The organism is Cystobacter fuscus DSM 2262, from assembly GCF_000335475.2.
In the GTDB taxonomy this organism is placed as follows: domain Bacteria; phylum Myxococcota; class Myxococcia; order Myxococcales; family Myxococcaceae; genus Cystobacter; species Cystobacter fuscus.
On record NZ_ANAH02000028.1, the window covers coordinates 103030 to 120402 of the forward strand.

The 17373-nt window shown below is 71.2% G+C and carries 14 protein-coding genes; 11 read left to right on the forward strand and 3 right to left on the reverse strand.

Annotated features, from left to right (window positions below):
* The first annotated feature begins 29 nt into the window (after positions 1-29).
* The gene (locus tag D187_RS35110) at positions 30-530 is read left to right on the forward strand and encodes a hypothetical protein (RefSeq protein WP_002628610.1); all 501 of its coding nucleotides are present in this window, start codon (positions 30-32) and stop codon (positions 528-530) included.
* Between the two features lies 1 nt (position 531).
* On the opposite strand, the gene D187_RS35115 is transcribed toward D187_RS35110, so the two are convergent.
* A complete protein-coding gene (locus tag D187_RS35115; RefSeq protein WP_051256683.1) occupies positions 532-1542 on the reverse strand; it encodes a Rieske 2Fe-2S domain-containing protein in 1011 nt (336 codons plus the stop codon).
* Positions 1543-1678: 136 nt separating this feature from the next.
* On the opposite strand from D187_RS35115, the gene D187_RS55715 reads away from it, so the two are divergent.
* Positions 1679-2347: a TetR/AcrR family transcriptional regulator gene (locus D187_RS55715; protein WP_002628608.1), complete on the forward strand. Its 669-nt coding sequence runs from the start codon at positions 1679-1681 to the stop codon at positions 2345-2347.
* Here the strand turns inward: D187_RS55715 and D187_RS55720 are convergent.
* The gene (locus D187_RS55720; RefSeq protein WP_002628607.1) at positions 2344-2925 is read right to left on the reverse strand and encodes a hypothetical protein; all 582 of its coding nucleotides are present in this window, start codon (positions 2923-2925) and stop codon (positions 2344-2346) included. The genes D187_RS55715 and D187_RS55720 overlap by 4 nt on opposite strands.
* A 250-nt stretch (positions 2926-3175) precedes the next feature.
* On the opposite strand from D187_RS55720, the gene D187_RS50840 reads away from it, so the two are divergent.
* The 4 genes from D187_RS50840 to D187_RS50845 all read left to right on the forward strand — a co-directional run bounded on the left by D187_RS50840 (position 3176) and on the right by D187_RS50845 (position 10048).
* Complete coding sequence (locus D187_RS50840; RefSeq protein ID WP_051256685.1) at positions 3176-3706, forward strand: DUF2062 domain-containing protein; 531 nt, start codon at positions 3176-3178, stop codon at positions 3704-3706.
* A 266-nt stretch (positions 3707-3972) separates the two neighbouring features.
* Positions 3973-7035: an ATP-binding protein gene (locus D187_RS35135; protein ID WP_002628605.1), complete on the forward strand. Its 3063-nt coding sequence runs from the start codon at positions 3973-3975 to the stop codon at positions 7033-7035.
* Positions 7032-7490 carry a response regulator gene (locus D187_RS35140; RefSeq protein ID WP_002628604.1) on the forward strand — a complete coding sequence of 153 codons (459 nt, stop codon included), beginning with the start codon at positions 7032-7034 and terminating at the stop codon, positions 7488-7490. The genes D187_RS35135 and D187_RS35140 overlap by 4 nt, the downstream gene beginning before the upstream one ends.
* Positions 7490-10048 carry an ATP-binding protein gene (locus D187_RS50845; RefSeq protein ID WP_002628603.1) on the forward strand — a complete coding sequence of 853 codons (2559 nt, stop codon included), beginning with the start codon at positions 7490-7492 and terminating at the stop codon, positions 10046-10048. The genes D187_RS35140 and D187_RS50845 overlap by 1 nt, the downstream gene beginning before the upstream one ends.
* 13 nt (positions 10049-10061) lie before the next feature.
* Here the strand turns inward: D187_RS50845 and D187_RS35150 are convergent, their stop codons facing one another.
* Positions 10062-10784 carry a DNA-methyltransferase gene (locus D187_RS35150; protein WP_002628602.1) on the reverse strand — a complete coding sequence of 241 codons (723 nt, stop codon included), beginning with the start codon at positions 10782-10784 and terminating at the stop codon, positions 10062-10064.
* A gap of 487 nt (positions 10785-11271) precedes the next feature.
* Between D187_RS35150 and D187_RS35155 the strand changes: the two genes are divergently transcribed.
* From D187_RS35155 to upp, 5 genes are all read left to right on the forward strand, one after another.
* Positions 11272-12495 (forward strand): cytochrome P450, encoded by a 1224-nt coding sequence (locus D187_RS35155; RefSeq protein ID WP_002628601.1) that lies wholly within the window; start codon positions 11272-11274, stop codon positions 12493-12495.
* A gap of 202 nt (positions 12496-12697) precedes the next feature.
* A complete protein-coding gene (mmsA, locus tag D187_RS35160; protein WP_002628600.1) occupies positions 12698-14182 on the forward strand; it encodes a CoA-acylating methylmalonate-semialdehyde dehydrogenase in 1485 nt (494 codons plus the stop codon).
* Between the two features lie 40 nt (positions 14183-14222).
* Positions 14223-15476, forward strand: a complete 1254-nt coding sequence (locus D187_RS35165) for a GTP cyclohydrolase II (protein WP_002628599.1) — start codon at positions 14223-14225, stop codon at positions 15474-15476.
* Positions 15469-16665, forward strand: coding sequence for a URC4/urg3 family protein (locus D187_RS35170; protein ID WP_002628598.1), 1197 nt, complete (start codon positions 15469-15471; stop codon positions 16663-16665). Before D187_RS35165 ends, D187_RS35170 begins: the two co-directional genes overlap by 8 nt.
* A gap of 32 nt (positions 16666-16697) precedes the next feature.
* Positions 16698-17336 (forward strand): uracil phosphoribosyltransferase, encoded by a 639-nt coding sequence (upp, locus tag D187_RS35175; RefSeq protein ID WP_002628597.1) that lies wholly within the window; start codon positions 16698-16700, stop codon positions 17334-17336.
* Positions 17337-17373: the final 37 nt, after the last annotated feature.

A 17373-nucleotide genomic window follows, 5' to 3' on the forward strand; every position in this document is an offset into this window, starting at 1 on the left:
AGCAGCGCTGAGGTAGGCTCGCGCGGCTCATGGCCTCCCTCCTGGATTCGCTCGACCGTGCGCGCCTCCTCAAGGACCGCGAGGCGGCGCGCGAGGTGCTCCGCTCCGACGACCCCCCCCACCTCTCCCTCTTGCGGCTGTCGGACGCGGGCCTGCTCGCCGGTGGACTCGCCGTGTCGTTCGGGGTTCAGCCCGAGGAACTCATCGCGCCCCTCACGCTCGCCATGGGCGGCGCCGCACGGCGCTTCAAGATCATCGACGTGCGCGAGCGTCCCGTCCTGGAACTCCACATCCTCGCCGGAGACGTGTCCGAGCGCTGGGAGGTGGAGGACCTCGCCGCGCTCGTGCACAACCTCAACGACCTCTACCGGGAGGCACCCGACGTGAGTGCCATCGCCGTGCTCGGGGAGTGGAACGACGCGCTCCACCTGCTGTGCGTGAGCAAGTCCTCCCTGCCCCGGCTCTTGCGCGAGCCCTTCTTCGCCCCGCGCAACCGCGACGTCCTGGAGCGCCTCGTCCCGCGGCGTTGAGTCACACCGCGAGCGGGGTGGCCGCCGGCTCGTCCGCGGCCGTGCGGGTCGCCTGCTTCTTGCGCTCGTGGTACCAGCGGCGGAAGGCGAGCGTGGCCCGGTCCGTCGCCACGCTGCGCTCCTCGGACACCGGTGGCGCCTCGACCGGGTGGCTCGACTCCACGATGGCCCGGTCCTCGTGCAGGATGCGCGTGTTGTAGCGGTCCACCAGGGCCGCCAGCGGCTGCATGCGCACGAAGTCGCGCGCGGCCGCCAGCAGCATCCGCGTGTGGTTGGCGTCCACCGGGATGCACCACATGTGCAACTGCATGAGGCGCCCGGGGATGGGGATGTTCAACCGCATGCCGTTGGGACGCAGCCAGTCCAGCGAGCCCTGGGGCGGGACTCCATCCATGCTGGACCAGGTGCGAAAGCCCGTGGACGTGGGCTCCACCTCCACCTCCATCGTCGACTCCGGCTTCATCCTCCGGCGCAGCCCCCGGCCGATGGTGCGCTGATGCACGAAGGGCAGGTGGGGCGAGTCCAGCATGTTCTCCATCGCCCGCGTCCAGTGCGCGTTCCACGTCTCCGCGTAGAACCCCACGTGCACCCCCGGCTTCTCCAGGGACTCGGGCACGTACGGCTCGTCGGGGGCCTCTCCGCCCGGGCGCGTGTAGAGCCAGATGAGCCCCCCGCGCTCGCGCACCGGAAAGGCCGTGACGGCGTAGCGCTGGCGCTTCTCCTCGGGCAGCGCGTTGAGGGGAATGTGCGTGCACGAGCCGCTCGCGCTGAAGCGCCACCCGTGGAAGGGACACTCCAGGCACCCGTCCGCCCCCACCTTGCCGAGCGACAGCTTCACCCCCCGGTGCGGGCACTGGTCCCTCAGCGCCGACAGCGTGCCCCGCCCATCCCGGAACAGGACGATGCGCTCGCCGGCCAGCGTCAGCCCCAACGGCTTGCCCCGCACCTCGCGGGACATCGCCACGGGCGTCCACACCTCCGCCATGCCCTCCTGGGCGAATCCGTCCAACATCGTTCCTCCCACGCCAGTCTCGCTGGATAGAATATCACGAGTGGTTTATTTAATTTCAAGCCGAAGGGGAGGGAGGCGGACGTCGCGAGCGGAGGAAGGTTGGATTCCGTACGACATCCGGCTTATTCAAAGTCCCATGGCCCGGGTGAAGGGAAGCCGCAACGCGGACTACGAGAAGGAGCGGGCGCGACTGCTGGAGGCCGCGCGCCTGCGGCTGCTCGCGCCGGACGGGGCCCAGGCGAGCTTCCGGGAACTCGCCGAGGCGGCGGAGGTGAGCGTGGCCACGCTGCGCCACTACTTCGGCTCCCGCGAGACGCTGGTGTTGGAGGTGATGGCGGACATGCACCGGCGGGGACTGCCCTACCTGCTCGCCTCGGCCACCGAGCCCCATGGCCCGGTGCGCGAGTCGCTCCAGTGGTTCCTCCAGTCCCTGCTCACCGGCTGGCGCCTGGGCGTGGGCGCGGTGCACGCCTTCGGCCTGTCCGCGGGTCTGGGCCACGGGACGCTGGGGCCGGCGTACGTGAAGGAGTTGCTCGAGCCCACGCTCCAGGCCGCCGAGGCCCGTCTGGCCCGCCACATCGCCGACGGGGAGCTGCGCCGCTGTGACGTGCGCCACGCCGCGCTGGAGCTGGTGTGTCCGGTGGTGCTCGGCCTCCTGCACCAGTTGCAGTTGTCGGGGGCGAGCTGCCGCCCGCTCGACGTGGAGCGCTTCCTGGAGGACCACCTGGACACCTTCCTCCGGGCCCATGCCGTGGCCGCGGAGCCTCCCGCTCCCCCGCGCCCCGGAGCGGGCCGCCGGGCCTAGGCGTTGCCCAGCAGGATGGCGAGGGTGGTCAGGGTCATCGCGGGACCCTGCTGGGTGAGGGCCGGTGGCAGGGAGAGGACCACGGGCCGCTGGGGTATGCCCCCACAACTGCGCGAGCCCTGGTACGTCCCCTCCGGGGTGACCTTCAAGTCATACCCACAGCGGCCCACGCTGCCCGTGAGTGACTGGGGGCCCAGGCTGAGGTTCATCAGCGTGCCGAGGAAGTTGCCGCGCGCCTGGGTGACGCCGTCCTGCTCCTGGAGGTGCAACCGGGTGAGTTGGCCTCCCACCGTGCCCCCCACCTCGTCGGCTTCGAGGTCGAGGAACACCACCCGGCCGAACATCCTGCCCCGCAGCTCCTGGCCTTGGCGGGTGAGCTGGATGTCGGCGCTGGTGATGCTGTCCCCCGTTATCCGGGCGGTGATGGCGCTCTGGGGCGTGCGCAAGGTGAGGTACTGCTCCCGCGGCTGGGCCGTGGCGACCGTCCCCCACGCGAGCGCGGCGGCGGCCACCCCGAGGACCCGGCCCCTTCTCTTGCTGTTCGAGGGCTTCATGGCGGAAGGATAAGGAGGCGGCATGCGCCGTGTTCGTGCCTTCGTCGCGCCGCTCGTGCACCGGCCACCCGGCGGGGGTGTAACGCCGCGCGACATATTCTTCGTTCCCCAACGGTTGGACCCTTCGTTCTCCAAGTGTCGTGCTCTGGCAGGCGGCCAAACTCATCGAGCGGGGAGGGACTGCGCACGCGCGCGCTCCACGTTAATGTGGCGACGCCGCCGAAGCCGTTCGGCCTGCGAAAAGTGGTGCACCGTGTCGTCGTGGTGGAAGCACGTGAAGAGGAAGCTGCGCCGGGCTCGGGTGCGGTTGCTGCGAAGCGCGGGTCAACCGGAACAGATCGCCGGGGGCATGGCGCTCGGCCTGTTCGTGGCGATGCTGCCGCTGCTGGGTCTGCAATTGCCGCTGGTCGTCCTCATCGCCGAGTTGCTGCGCCGCCTGGCGCATATCCACGTGTCGCGAGTCGCCGCCCTCGCGGGCGTGTGGCTCACCAACCCGCTCACCGCCGCGCCGCTCTACGGCCTGTGCTACGTCGTCGGCCGTCCCCTGGCGCACTACCTGCTGCCCGTCTCGTTCCGGTCCGCGAACACCGAGTCCGCGCCGCTCGAGCTGTCCGCGTTGTCGTTCTCCGGCCCCGATGCGCTGGAGGTGGTGCTGGGCCTGGTGCTCGGCAGTTTGATGCTGGGCGTGCCCACCGCCTGGCTCGGCTACCGCATCACCTACGGCATGGTGTCCCGGCAGCGCGCCCAGCGTGAGCAGCGCCGGGCCCGCCGCACCCGCGCCCCGGGTCTGGTCGCCGGAACGTAGCCGCCCACCACGCGGGGGCTCCGGACGCCTGCCCCACGAGCAGCCAGCACCACGCATTTTCCGGGAGGGGAATGTGTCCTCCCGGGCATTCACTGCTCGGTTCCCGCTCCTCTCCAGGATTCTCTTCGTGACCCGACACGGGGGATGATGCGAGGCACGGGTGGTGGTGCGCGGATGCGCTGGCGGACAGGCTCCGGGGTGTGTCCGGAAAGGAAATGCGTGATGGTGTGGACCGAGCAGCTTCCCGGCCGGCGGGAGATGTCCCGATGAAGGCGTCCGCCAGCGAGGCCTCCTCGCGCGAGCGCACCTCCGCCGCGGAGGTCCTCTCGGGAGGAGGCGACACGGGGGCGCTGCTGCGCGCCCTGGACTGGTCGAAGACTCCCCTGGGTCCCATCGAGTCCTGGCCCCAGAGCCTGCGCTCGGCCATCAGCATCTGCCTGGGCTCGGGCTTCCCCATCAACCTCTACTGGGGCTCGGAATACGTGATGCTGTACAACGACGGCTACGCCCCCATCGCCGGAGGCAAGCACCCGTGGGCGCTCGGCCGGGGCGGGCGCGAGGTGTGGCCGGAGATCTGGGACTCCGTCGGCGAGTCGTTCGCGCGGGTGATGGCGACCGGCGAGGCGACGTACCTCGAGGACAGCCTCCTGCTCATGCACCGCCATGGGTACACCGAGGAGTGCTACTTCAACTACTCCCTCAGCCCCATCCGGGGTGAGAGCGGCCGGGTCGAAGGCATCTTCAACGCGGTGATGGAGACGACCTACCGGGTCATCAACGCGCGGCGCAACCAGGTGCTGCGCGAGCTGGGGGAGCGGGTGGTCCTGGCGCGCTCGGCCCGGGATGCCTGCACCCTGGCCGCGAGCACGCTGGGCTCGTCACTCGCGGACGTGACCTTCTGTGCGCTCTACCTCGTGGAGGACGGGTACTCCGACGCGCGGCTCGTCGCGGAGGCGGGACTTCCCGCGGGCTCCTTCCCCGCGCGGCTTCCGGTGGAGGAAGGGCCGCACGCTCCCTGGCCCCTGGCCGAGGCCCGGAACTCGGGCCGTGTGCAGCAGGTGGGGGGACTGTCCGAGCGGCTCGGCTTCGCTCCCCCCGGTGGCAACTGGCCGGAGCCCACGAACACGGCGCTGGTGGCCCCCTTCCTGCCGGGTGGAGCGGGCGAGGCGTCCGGGTTCCTCCTCATGGGCGCCAGCCCCCGCCGGGCCGTCGACGAGGACTACCTCCAGTTCGCCGAGCGCGCGGCGGCGCTCGTGGCCCGTGCCGTGTCGACCGCCACGGCGTTCGAGATCGAGCGCAAGCGGGCCGAGGCGCTCGCGGAGCTGGACCGGGCCAAAACGGTCTTCTTCTCCAACGTGAGTCACGAGTTCCGCACGCCGCTCACGCTGATGCTCGGTCCCACCGAGGACGCGCTCGCGTCGTCGGACCCGGTGCTGCGCGGCCCGGCGCTGGAGATGGTCCACCGCAACGAGCTGCGGTTGTTGAAGCTGGTCAACACGCTGCTCGACTTCAGCCGCATCGAGGCGGGCCGCATCGAGGCCTCCTTCGTCCCCATGGACCTGGCGGAGCTGACGCGCGAGCTGGCGAGCACCTTCCGCTCGGCGGTGGAGCGCGCCGGACTGCGCCTGGGCGTGGAGTGCGCGCCGCTGCCCGCGCCCGTCTACGTCGACCGCGACATGTGGGAGAAGATCGTGCTCAATCTCCTCTCCAACGCGCTCAAGTTCACGTTCGCCGGGGAGATCTCCGTGCGCCTGGAGGCCCGGGGCACGCACGTGGAGCTCACCATCCGCGACACGGGCACCGGCATCCCGCCCGAGTCGATGCCCAGGCTCTTCGAGCGCTTCCATCGCGTCCAGGGCGCGCGCTCGCGCACCCACGAGGGCAGTGGCATCGGCCTGGCGCTGGTGCGCGAGCTCGTGGCGCTGCATGGCGGCTCCGTCCGGGCCGAGAGCACCCTGGGCGAGGGCACCTCCTTCTTCGTCTCGCTGCCCATGGGGCACGCGCACCTGCCGCCCGAGCGCCTCGGGGCTCCCCGCGCGCTCGCCCCGACGAACTCCCGGGCCGACGCCTATGTCGAGGAAGCGCTGCGCTGGGTGGGCGCCGAGGGTGGGCCGTCCTCCGCGCCGGTCCCCGCGTCCCCTGGGGAGCGCGCCCAACCCCTGCCCACCGGGGGCGCCCGCATCCTGCTCGCCGACGACAACGCGGACATGCGCGAGTACGTCTCCCGGCTGCTGGGCGAGCGCTGGCGGGTGGAGGCGGTGGCGGATGGCCGGCGGGCCCTGGAAGCCGCGCTGCGCGAGCCGCCCGAGCTGGTCCTCACGGACGTGATGATGCCGGGGCTGGATGGCTTCGGGCTCCTGCGCGCGCTCCGGGCCGAGGAGCGCACGCGCTCGGTGCCCGTCATCATGCTGTCCGCCCGTGCCGGCGAGGAGGCGCACGTGGAGGGCCTGGAGGCGGGCGCCGATGACTACCTCATCAAGCCCTTCTCCGCGCGCGAGCTGCTGGCGCGCGTGGGCGCCCGGCTGGAGATCTCCCGGCTGCGCCGCGCCAACGAGGAGCAGGTCCGTCAGCTCAACGCGCAGCTCGAGCTCAAGGTGATCGAGCGCACCGCCCAGCTCCAGGAGTCCAACCAGGAGCTGGAGAGCTTCAGCTACTCGGTGAGCCACGACCTGCGCGCGCCGCTGCGCCACATCCTGGGCTTCGCCGAGCTGCTCGGGAAGAGCGCCGGAGGGGGCCTCGACGACAAGTCGCGACGCTACCTGCGCACCATCATGGAGTCGGCCCAGAAGGGCGGCCAGCTCGTGGATGATCTGCTCGCCTTCAGCCGCCTGGGGCGGGGCGAGCTCAAGCGCAGCCGGGTGGACCTGGTGCCCCTGGTGGACGACCTGCGCGCGGAGCTGGCTCCCGAGGCCGAGGGGCGCCGGGTGCTCTGGCACGTGGCGCCCCTGCCCCTGGTGCTGGGAGACCCCGCGCTCTTGCGGCTGGTCCTCAAGAACCTGCTGTCCAACTGCCTCAAGTACACGCGGCCCCGGAGCGAGGCCCTCATCGAGCTGTACGCCGAGCAATCCCCCCGCGAGGTGGTCATCCACGTGCGCGACAATGGCGTGGGCTTCGAGATGCAGTACGTGGACAAGCTCTTCGGCGTCTTCCAACGCCTGCACACGTCCGAACAGTTCGAGGGAACGGGAATCGGCCTGGCGAACGTGCGACGCATCATCTCCCGACACGGTGGCCGCGTCTGGGCCGAGGGGGCCGTGGACGAGGGAGCCACCTTCCATTTCACCCTGCCCAAGGCGAGCCCGCCCGAAGCGGAGACCTCCACGACATGAGCAACCTCAAGCGAATCCTTCTCGTCGAGGACAGTGACAACGACGTGCAGTTGACCCTCGCCGCCCTCGAGGAGACGCACCTGGCCAACGAGGTGGACGTGGTCAAGGACGGCCAGCAGGCGATCGACTACCTCTTCCGCCGCGGGTCCTTCACGGCACGGGGCGAGGAGCACCCGGCGGTGGTGCTGCTGGACCTGAAGCTGCCCAAGTTGAATGGCCTCGAGGTGCTCGCCCGGCTCAAGGGCGATCCCGAGCTCAAGACGATTCCCGTGGTGATGCTCACTTCGTCCCGGGAGGAGCCGGACCTCAAGCGCGCCTATGGTCTGGGCGTCAACGCCTACGTGGTGAAGCCCGTGGGCTTCAACGCCTTCACCTCCGCGCTCAAGGAGCTGGGACTGTTCTGGGCCATCCTCAACGAGCCACCTCCGGGCACGGTGCGCAAGGACAGCCACTGATGCGCGTCCCGGACCCGGAGGACTCCGCGCGGGCTCCGTCCAGGACGGGGCGCCCGCTCGCCGTGCTGATGCTGGAGGACAGCGCGCTGGACGCCGAGCTCATCCAGGCCCGCCTGGAGGACGGAGGCCTGAAGGCTCACGTGGTGCGGGTGGACACCCAGGAGGCGTTCACCGCCGCGCTCGGCCGTGAGCGCTTCGATGTCATCCTCTGCGACTACAGTGTCCCGGGCTTTGGCGGCACCGACGCGCTCGCCACGGCGCGCCAGGCCTGCCCCGACACGCCCTTCCTCTTCGTCTCGGGCGCGCTGGGCGAGGACCGGGCCATCGAGCTGCTCAAGAGCGGCGCCACGGACTACGTCCTCAAGGACCGGCTCGAGCGCCTGGTGCCCAGTGTCGAGCGCGCCCTGCGCGAGGCCCAGGGCACGCTCGAGCGCGAGCGCGCCGAGGTGGCGCTGCGTCAGTCCGAGGAGCGCTACCGCCTGGCCACCCTGGCCACCTCGGACGCCGTCTGGGATTGGGACCTGCTCACCCACGTGGTGCAGTGGAACGACGCCGTGGAGACGCTCTTCGGCTACTCGAGGGAGGAGATCCGCCAGGACGTCTTCTGGTGGGAGAAGGCCATCCACCCCGAGGACCGTGAGCGCGTGAAGCGGGGCATCGAGATCGCCGTCCACTCGGGGGCGCGGCGCTGGCAGGAGGAGTTCCGCTTCCGCCGCAAGGATGGCCGCTACACCCACGTGGTGGACCGGGGCCACGTCTCCCATGACGCCTCGGGCCGGCCGGTGCGCATGGTGGGCGTGATGCAGGACATCTCCGCGCAGAAGGAGGTGGAGGCGGTGCTGTCGCGCCAGGCCCGCCTCGGCCAGTTGATGGCGGACGTGGGGCTGGCGCTCACCCGGGGCACGCACCGGCGGGACATGCTGGGGCGGTGTGTCGAGGCCCTGTCCCGGCACCTGGACGCGGCGCTCGCCCGGGTGTGGTTGCTCGAGGAGTCCGTGGAGCTGCTCGTGCCCGAGGCCAGCGCGGGCACGTGCGCTCCGCCCGAGGAGCTGTTCGGCCAGGTGCCGCTCGGCGCGCCGCTGCTGGTGGGCCGTCTGGCCCGGACGCACACACCCGTCGTGTTCACCCCCCCGGGGGAGGGGGCGCGGGAGGCGGAACTGGAGTGGGTGGAGCGCGAGGGCCTGGGGGGCTTCGTGGGCCATCCGCTGCGCGTGGGGAACAAGACGCTGGGCGTGGTGGTGGTGGTGGCACGCAACCCCTTCACCCAGGGCTGCCTCGACACCCTCCATCACGCCGCGGACAGCATCGCCCTGGGGCTGGAGCGGCTGCGCGCCGAGGAGGACGCCGCGCGCCTGTTCGCCGGAGAGAAGGCCGCGCGCACCGCCGCCGAGGAGGCCAGCCGCCTCAAGGATGAATTCCTCGCCACGGTGAGCCATGAGCTGCGCACCCCCCTCACCGCCATGCTCGGCTGGGTGCGCCTGTTGCGCATGGGCGGCCTGTCCGGGGACAAGCGCGAGCGCGCCCTGGAGACCGTGGAGCGCAACGCACGCGCCCAGGCCCAGCTCATCGAGGATCTGCTCGACGTGAGCCGCATCATGTTGGGCAAGCTCAAGCTGGACGTGGTGCCGGTGGAGTTCTCGTCCGTGGTGGCGCAGGCGCTCGAGGTGGTGCGCCCCGCCGCGGATGCGAAGAACATCCAGGTGCGGCTCGTGCTCGACGCCTCGTGCCGGGTGATGGGCGACGCGCAGCGGCTGCAACAGGTGGCGTGGAACCTGCTCGCCAACGCGGTGAAGTTCACGCCCCCGTCGGGCCAGGTGTGGGTGGAGATGGCGCGGCGCGGCGCGTTGGTGCACCTCACCGTGACGGACACCGGCGAGGGCATTTCCCCGGACTTCCTGCCGCATGTCTTCGAGCGCTTCCGTCAGGCCGATGGCAGCACCACGCGCAGGTTCGGCGGGCTCGGCCTGGGCCTGTCCATCGTGCGCCACCTGGTGGAGATGCATGGGGGCACGGTGGCCGTCGCCAGCGAGGGCGTGGGCCGGGGGGCCACCTTCACGGTGGACCTGCCCGAGGCCTCGTCCTCACGCCGGGCGAACACCCCGCTCCCCGGCGACACGCGGCTGGAGCGGGCTCGGGCCTCCGAGTCCTGTCCTCCCGAACTCGTCGGCCTGCACGTGCTCGTGGTGGAGGAGGACGCGGACACCCGGGAGCTGCTGCGCACGTGGCTGGAGTCCTGTCAGGCCCGTGTCTCGGTGGCCGCCTCCGCCCGCGAGGCCCTGGAGGCGCTCGCGCGCCTGTCCCCCGACGTCCTGCTGTCCGACCTGGAAGGGCCGGGAGGCGAGGGCGAGGCCCTCATCCGGTGGGTGCGCTCCCTTCCCCTGGAAGCCGGAGGCGGCATCCCCGCGGCGGCCCTCACCGCCTTCGCTCTCGCGGAGGACCGCACACGGGTGCTGCGCGCCGGCTTCAACAGCCACGTGCCCAAGCCCGTGGATCCGCTCGAGTTGTTCGCCGTCCTGGCCTCCCTCTCCGGACGGGGCGGCCGGGGTGGCGCGCGGTGAGCCGCTCAACCCCTCAGCCGCTCTGGAGCATGAACCGCGGGGGCTCGGCGTGCGCCTCGGGCCGCGCTCCTTCCGCGCGCAGGCGCGCCTCGGTGAGCACCCGCGCCTCCACACAGATGTCCGTGCCGAGGAAGTCCCGGCCGAGCCGCGCCGCCGCCACGCCCACCGAGCCCGAGCCCATGAACGGGTCCACCACCACGTCCCCGGGCTCGCTGCTCTGGCGGATGAGCACCTCGCTCAAGCCGGCGGGCTTCTCCGTCGGGTAGCCCCGGTGGATGCGCGGCACGCTCAGCACGTCCGCCACGCCCAGGTCGCTCAAGCGCCGCCGGCCCTTCTCGAAGAAGAGGATGAACTCGTAGCGCGCCCGGTAGTGGTAGCCCATTCCAATGTGCTGCTTGTCCCACACGAGCGGCTTCCAGAACCGGAAGCCCGCGGCCTCCGCGAGCGGCCGGGCGATGAACATCGTCTCCGCGTCACAGAAGAGATAGAAGTGCGAGTCGCGCTTCATCACCCGCCACAGCCCCTGGAACAGCTCCGGGAAGCGCGCGTTCGGGAAGATGGGGAACCAGGCGTTGGTCGAGCCCTTGCCCCGCTTGAGGCGCGTCGTGGTGCCCACCGCGCGGTGCTTCTCCAGGGACTCGTAGGCGGGATCCGTGATGACGAGATCGACCGAGGCCGCCGGGAGGGTCCGGAGCCATTCGACGGCGTCACCGTGCGCGAGGCGGTAGTGGGACATGGGGTCTCGTCTGGCCCGAGGGCGCCAGCAGGCCGGGACTATGACCCCTGCCTCTGACACCCCCCCTTCCGCGACGGGGGCATGGGTTGCGTGACACCCGCCTCCCGTGGGGACGCGACTGTCCCCACTCCGACACCCGTCCAGCCCCTGCCCACGGGATTCCTCGCGCAACCCCCCTCCCAGCCCCCTTCTCCGTCCACCACCCGCCATGTCCTCCTCCGAGTGCCCACCCTCGGGGTGACATATGACCCGCTGGGTCCTCCTCCACTCCGCCTCAAGCTGCCCTGCTGGGGGGGGCAGTTGTTCATGGACCCACGTCCGGAGCTCCCCGGTTACAGCCACGCTCATCGCTTTACCGTCGCCTTGCTTTCCCGAGGGGGATTTCCCCTCCTGGCCCGGCCCATGCAATCAAATCAATACATTCAAGGATTAGCCGACTAGCAGGCGAGTTCTGTGAAAACCCCGATGGATGCCAGCGAGGAAGACCATGTCGATTGCGGCCCGTCAGCCCCACTCCAGTCCGCTCGAGAGCGAGACCCTGTTCGATCCGACGCCGCGCCGGGCGCTGGGGGAAGAGGAGCCGGTGACCTGGTCGGAGGCGTCACGGGGCTGGATCATCCGCGGGCACGAGGACGTGCTGGGCTGCCTGCGCGACTCGAGGCTGGGAGCCTCGTATGAGGATGTGCTCGACGTGCGGCTGCGGGGGCTGAGCCCCGAGCTGGCCGGGGCCTTGCGCGAGACGTTCGCCGCGCATCCGTGGGATGGGCGCGAGGCCACGCCGCTGCGCCGTCAGGCCGCTCCGGGCTTCACGCCCCAGGTGCTCGACGCCTGTCGTCCGGTCATCCGCGGCCTCGCGACGCGGTTGGTGCGGCGGGGAGGGCAGGACCGGATGGACGTGGTGCGGGCCGTGTGCGCGCCCCTGCCCGCGCTCGTGCTCGCGGAGGTGTTCGCCCTCGCCGAGCGGGACCGGGAGCCCTTCCTCGCCTGGGCATGGCAGCTCGCGGACTTCCACTCACCGGCCGCGGACGCGGATCGGGGCGCCCTGGCGCGGGCGGCCCTGGGGGCGGCGCGTGGCTTTCTCTCCTGGCTCACCCCCCTGCTCGAGGAGCGGCGCCGGGCTCCCGGCGGGGATCTGCTCAGCCGGATGCTCCAGGTCGAGCAGCCGGGAGCGCGCACCGCGGTGCAGCGGGTGTCCACGCTCGCCCTGCTGCTCGTCTGCGAGCTCGGGTTCGTGACGGATCAGCTCGGCAATGTGTTGCATGAGGTCCTCGCGCGTCCCGAGCTCTGGCGCATGCTCCGGGTGGATCGCTCGAGGATCCGCCCGGCCGTGGAGGAGGCGCTGCGCTTCCAGCCCGCGCGGCCCGTGCTGTACCGCGCCGTCGGGGAGACCCTCACGCTGCGTGGGCGCACCCTGCGACCGGGCGAGGTGGTGTTCCTGGACGTGGCCACCGCCAATCGGGATTCCCAGGTCTTCACCACGCCGGAGCGCTTCGATCTCCACCGGGACGCCGCCCGGCAGAAGCACGTGACGTTTGGCTTCGGGCTGCACCACCGTCTGGACGCGGGGCTCATCCGTCACCAGTTGGAGTGCGTCCTCGAGGTGCTGCTGGAGGAGTTCCCCGGCCTGCGCCTGGACGAGGAGCGCCCGCCCCGGCTCAAGCGCCACGGTCCGCTGGTGCGAGGCTTCGAGACCCTGCCCGTGCGGTGGTGACGAGCCCCGGGGGGGGACGGGGCCCTTGTCTGGCGGCAGGCCAGGGGAGCGTGCACGAGCCGATGCCGGGCATGCCCCGCGGGACGGGAGGCTGTCGGTTAACATACCTCTCAGGGGCCCGGATCCGGGGTGGATTTCAGGTCGGGCTGGACCTCCTGCTAGGCTGCGATTTCCAGACATCCTCGTCGCCGTGGGGGAATGCATGTCCTTCGTCCAGTTGCCCGAGAGCCTCATTACCTGTCGCAACCTCGTGGGTGGCGAGTGGCTCGTTCCGCGAGACGTTCCGCTCGCCGAGGTGCGCAGTCCCTATACCGGAGGGGTCATCGGCCGGGTGCCGATGACGTCCGAGGCGGGGGTGGCCCAGGCGGTGGAGGCGGCGCGGGCGGCGGCGCCCGGCTGGCGCGCCATGCCCCTGCGCGAGCGCACCACGCTCATGGCGCGCTTCCGCTCGCTGCTCGAGTCCCACCTGGAGCGCCTGTCGCACCTGGCCGCGAGCGAGGCGGGCAAGACGGTGGCCGAGGCGCGCGCGGGTCTGCTCAAGGGCCTGGAGGTGTGTGACTTCGCGCTGTCGTTGCAGAACCTGGACGCCGGCGGCGCCATGGAGGTGAGCCGCGGCATCACCTGCGAGTTCCGTCGCGAGCCCCTGGGCGTGGTGGCGGGCATCACCCCGTTCAACTTCCCCGCCATGGTGCCGATGTGGATGATTCCCATCGCGCTCACGGTGGGCAACTGCTTCATCCTCAAGCCCTCGGAGAAGGTGCCGCTCACGGCGTGCGCGCTCGGGGAACTCCTGGTGGAGGCGGGCCTGCCGCGCGGCGTGTTCTCCGTGGTGCACGGCGGACGCGAGGCGGTGGAGGCCCTGGTGGCCCATCCGGACGTGCGCGCGGTGGCCTTCGTGGGCTCGACCGCGGTGGCGCGGCGCGTGTACTCGGAAGGCAGCGCGCGGGGCAAGCGCGTGCTGGCGCTCGGTGCCGCGAAGAACCACCTCATCGTCGCGCCGGACGCCGACGAGGCCCTCACCTCGCAGGCCGTGGTGGACTCCTTCACCGGGTGCGCGGGCCAGCGCTGCATGGCGGGGAGCGTGATGCTCGCGGTGGGCAACGTGGATCACATCATCGAGCAGGTGCGCGAGCGCGCCTCGCGGCTGGAGTGCGGCCCCGGCATGGGGGCGATCATCGACCGGGCGAGCCTCACGCGGCTGGAGACGGCCATCGCCACGGCGGAGAAGGCCGGCGCGCGGGTGGTGCTGGATGGGCGTGGCCAGCGTCCCGCGGGCGAGAAATGGGCGGGGGGCCACTGGCTCGGCCCCACCATCCTCGACGGGGTGCGCCCGGACATGGAGGCGGCGCAGCGCGAGCTGTTCGGCCCGGTGCTGTCCATCGTGCGTGTGCCCACGCTGTCCGCGGCGCTCGAGGTGGAGAACGCCTCGCCCTATGGCAACGCGGCCTCCATCTTCACCACCAACGGCGCGGTGGCGCAGGCGGTGGTGGAGGGCGCGCGCGTGGGCATGGTGGGCGTCAACGTGGGCGTGCCCGTGCCCCGCGAGCCCTTCTCCTTCGGCGGCACCGGCGAGTCCAAGTTCGGTCATGGCGACATCACCGGTGTCGCGAGCCTCGGCTTCTGGACGGACCTCAAGAAGGTCACCCGGAAGTGGAGCAACCGCACCGACGGCAGCTGGATGAGCTGACGCACGCCTTTCGCATCTCGAGTTCCAAGGAGGGCGAGTCATGCCCGACAAGAAGGTCAGCAACCACATTCGTCTCACGTCCCACCCCGACAGCGACACGCAGGTCCTCCCCATCCGCTGGGGAGACCCGGACCCCCTGCGCCGGGGCCCCGTCATCGCCACGCTGACCGAGCCCGCGCACCGCAACGTCGTCGGCACGCACTCGGGCTCCTACGCCATCTACCGCGCCATCGCCGTGGCCGCGGGCCAGCTCACGCAGGACCACCGCGCGGACCTCACCAACACGGCGCCCGCCGTGCAGGTGGGCCCCCACAAGTCCTGGGGGGACCCCAACCGCATCGTGTCCCTGGATCCGTGGGGCGCCGTGGCGCCGCAGGCCTTCCAGACCTACGTGCAGCAGGGCATGGACATCCGGCCCTCCATCGCCATCACCCGCGCGCACATCAACATGCCGGAACTGCGCGACGCCATCACCGCGGGCCGCCTCAAGCCGGATGGGAAGATCCTCTGCGCCAACGGCGACGTGACCGTGGTGAAGGCCGCCATCGAGCCGGTGTGGTACCTGCCGGGAATCGCCAAGCGCTTCGGGCTGACCGAGGCGGCGCTGCGCCGCGGCCTCTTCGAGCAGACGGGCGGCATGTTCCCCGAGCTCATCACCCGCTCGGATCTGGACGTCTTCCTGCCGCCCATCGGCGGCCAGACGCTCTACTTCTTCGGGGAGATGGACACCATTCCCAACCCCGACATCCCGCTCGCGGTGCGCGTGCACGACGAGTGCAATGGCTCGGACGTGTTCGGCAGCGACATCTGCACCTGCCGGCCCTACCTCACGCACGGGATTGAAGTCTGCATCCAGACGGCGCAGGAGGGCGGCGCGGGCGTCATCGCCTACTCGCGCAAGGAGGGCCGCGCGCTCGGCGAGGTGACGAAGTTCCTCGTGTACAACGCGCGCAAGCGCCAGGAGGGCGGTGACTCGGCCGCCACCTACTTCCACCGCACCGAGTGCGTGGCGGGCGTGCAGGACATGCGCTTCCAGGAGCTGATGCCGGACTCGCTGCACTGGCTGGGCATCACCCGCATCCACCGCTTCGTGTCCATGAGCGACATGAAGCACGACGCCATCGTCAACTCGGGCATCGAAATCCTCGAGCGCGTGCCGATTCCGGATTCGCTCATCCCCGCGGACGCCCAGGTGGAGATGGAGGCGAAGAAGGCCGCCGGCTACTTCACCACCGGCAAGGTGGCCAGCGAGGCGGAACTGCAGGCGGTGAAGGGCAGGGCGCTCGATGCCTGAGGCGCCCGCGGCCGCCGTCTCCTATCTGCTCGGCCCCCTCGCCATCCGCGAGCGGTGCCGGGCCCTGCTGGAGCTGGGGCTCGCGGGCCGGCTCGAGCACTTCCGCGTGGACACGGCGCGGCTGCCCGCCGTGGCGGACTACGTGCTGGAGGTGACACGCGAGGCCTATCCCTCGCTCGACATCCCGGTGCACAGCCGCTGGGGCCACTTCGACGTGGGCGGCATCCGGCGCAACGCGGAGCTGGAGGCGCGGCTGGCCCCGCTGCCTCCCGCCGAGCGCGCCCGGGCGAAGTTGGATCTGGTGGTCACCAGCGTGCTCCTGGACGCGGGCAGCGGGCCCCGGTGGAAGTACCAGGAGCCCGGTGGCGGCACCTACGCGCGCTCCGAGGGCCTCGCCGTGGCCAGCTTCCGCATGTTCCTCGCGGGCGCGTTCTCCTCGGATCCCTCCCAGCCCCTGCGCGCGGACGCCGAGGGCCTGCGCCACTTGAGCCTCGAGGCGCTCGCGGAGGGCTTCCAGGTGACGGAGGACAATCCGCTCGAGGGCCTGGAGGGACGGCTCGAGCTGCTGCACGGCCTGGGCCGGGTGATGCCCAGGCCCGGGTCGCTCTTCGATCGCCTCGCGGTCCATGGCCGGCGGCAGGTGTCGGCGACGCAGGTGCTGGGGCAGGTGCTCCAGTCGCTGGGTCCCATCTGGCCGGGCCGCATCACCCTGGATGGGGTGAACCTGGGCGACGTGTGGCCGCACTCGGCGCTGGGGGCCCTGGATCATTCCGACTCCCTGGTGCCCTTCCACAAGCTGTCGCAGTGGCTCACCTACTCGATGCTGGAGCCGCTGGAGGAAGGCGGCCTCCAGGTGACGGGACTGGAGGCGCTCACCGGACTGCCCGAGTACCGCAACGGCGGGCTGCTGGTGGACGGGGGCGTGCTGGTGCCCCGGGACGAGCGGCTGCTCACGGACGCGTACCAGCCGGGTTCGGAGCCCATCGTGGAGTGGCGGGCGCTGACGGTGGCGCTGCTGGACGAGGTGGGCGAGCGCGTGCGCGAGCGGCTCGGGATGACGGCCGAGCAACTCCCGCTGGCCAAGGTGCTCCAGGGCGGCACGTGGAGCGCGGGCCGGAAGCTGGCCGCCCAGAAACGCCCGGGGGGCCCGCCACCCATCCGCATCGAGAGCGACGGAACCGTGTTCTGAGTTTCAATGGAAAGAGGGAAGGGGAGAGCGCGATGAAATACGCGGACAACTGCACGGTGGTGGACCACCCACTGGTGAAGCACAAGCTGACGCTGATGCGCCGCAAGGACACGAGCACGGCGTCCTTCCGTGCGCTGCTCCAGGAGATCTCCCTGCTGCTCGCCTATGAGGCGACGCGGGATTTGAAGCTGACGGAGGAGACCATCGAGACGCCGATGGCGCAGATGAACGCGCCGGTGCTCGAGGGCAAGAAGCTGGTGCTGGTGGCCATCCTGCGCGCGGGCCAGGGCATCCTGGATGGCATGCTGCAACTGGTGCCGAGCGCCCGCATCGGCCACATCGGCCTGTACCGCGACCCGAAGACGCTCTCGGCGGTGGAGTACTATTACAAGGTGCCCCACCAGCTCTCGGACCGCGACGTCATCGTGTGCGATCCGATGCTCGCCACGGGCAACTCGGCGGTGGCGGCGCTCACCCGCATCAAGCGCAGCAAGCCGGGCAGTCTGCGCTTCATGTGCCTGTTGGCCTGCCCCGAGGGCCTGGCCAACCTGCGCGAGCACCACCCGGACGTGCACGTCATCACCGCCGCGGTGGACGAGAAGCTCAACGAGCACGGCTACATCGTGCCGGGCCTGGGCGACGCGGGCGACCGGCTCTTCGGCACCCGCTAGCCGCCGGGGCAGGGCGGGCCCTGGCTCCCGCCCGCTC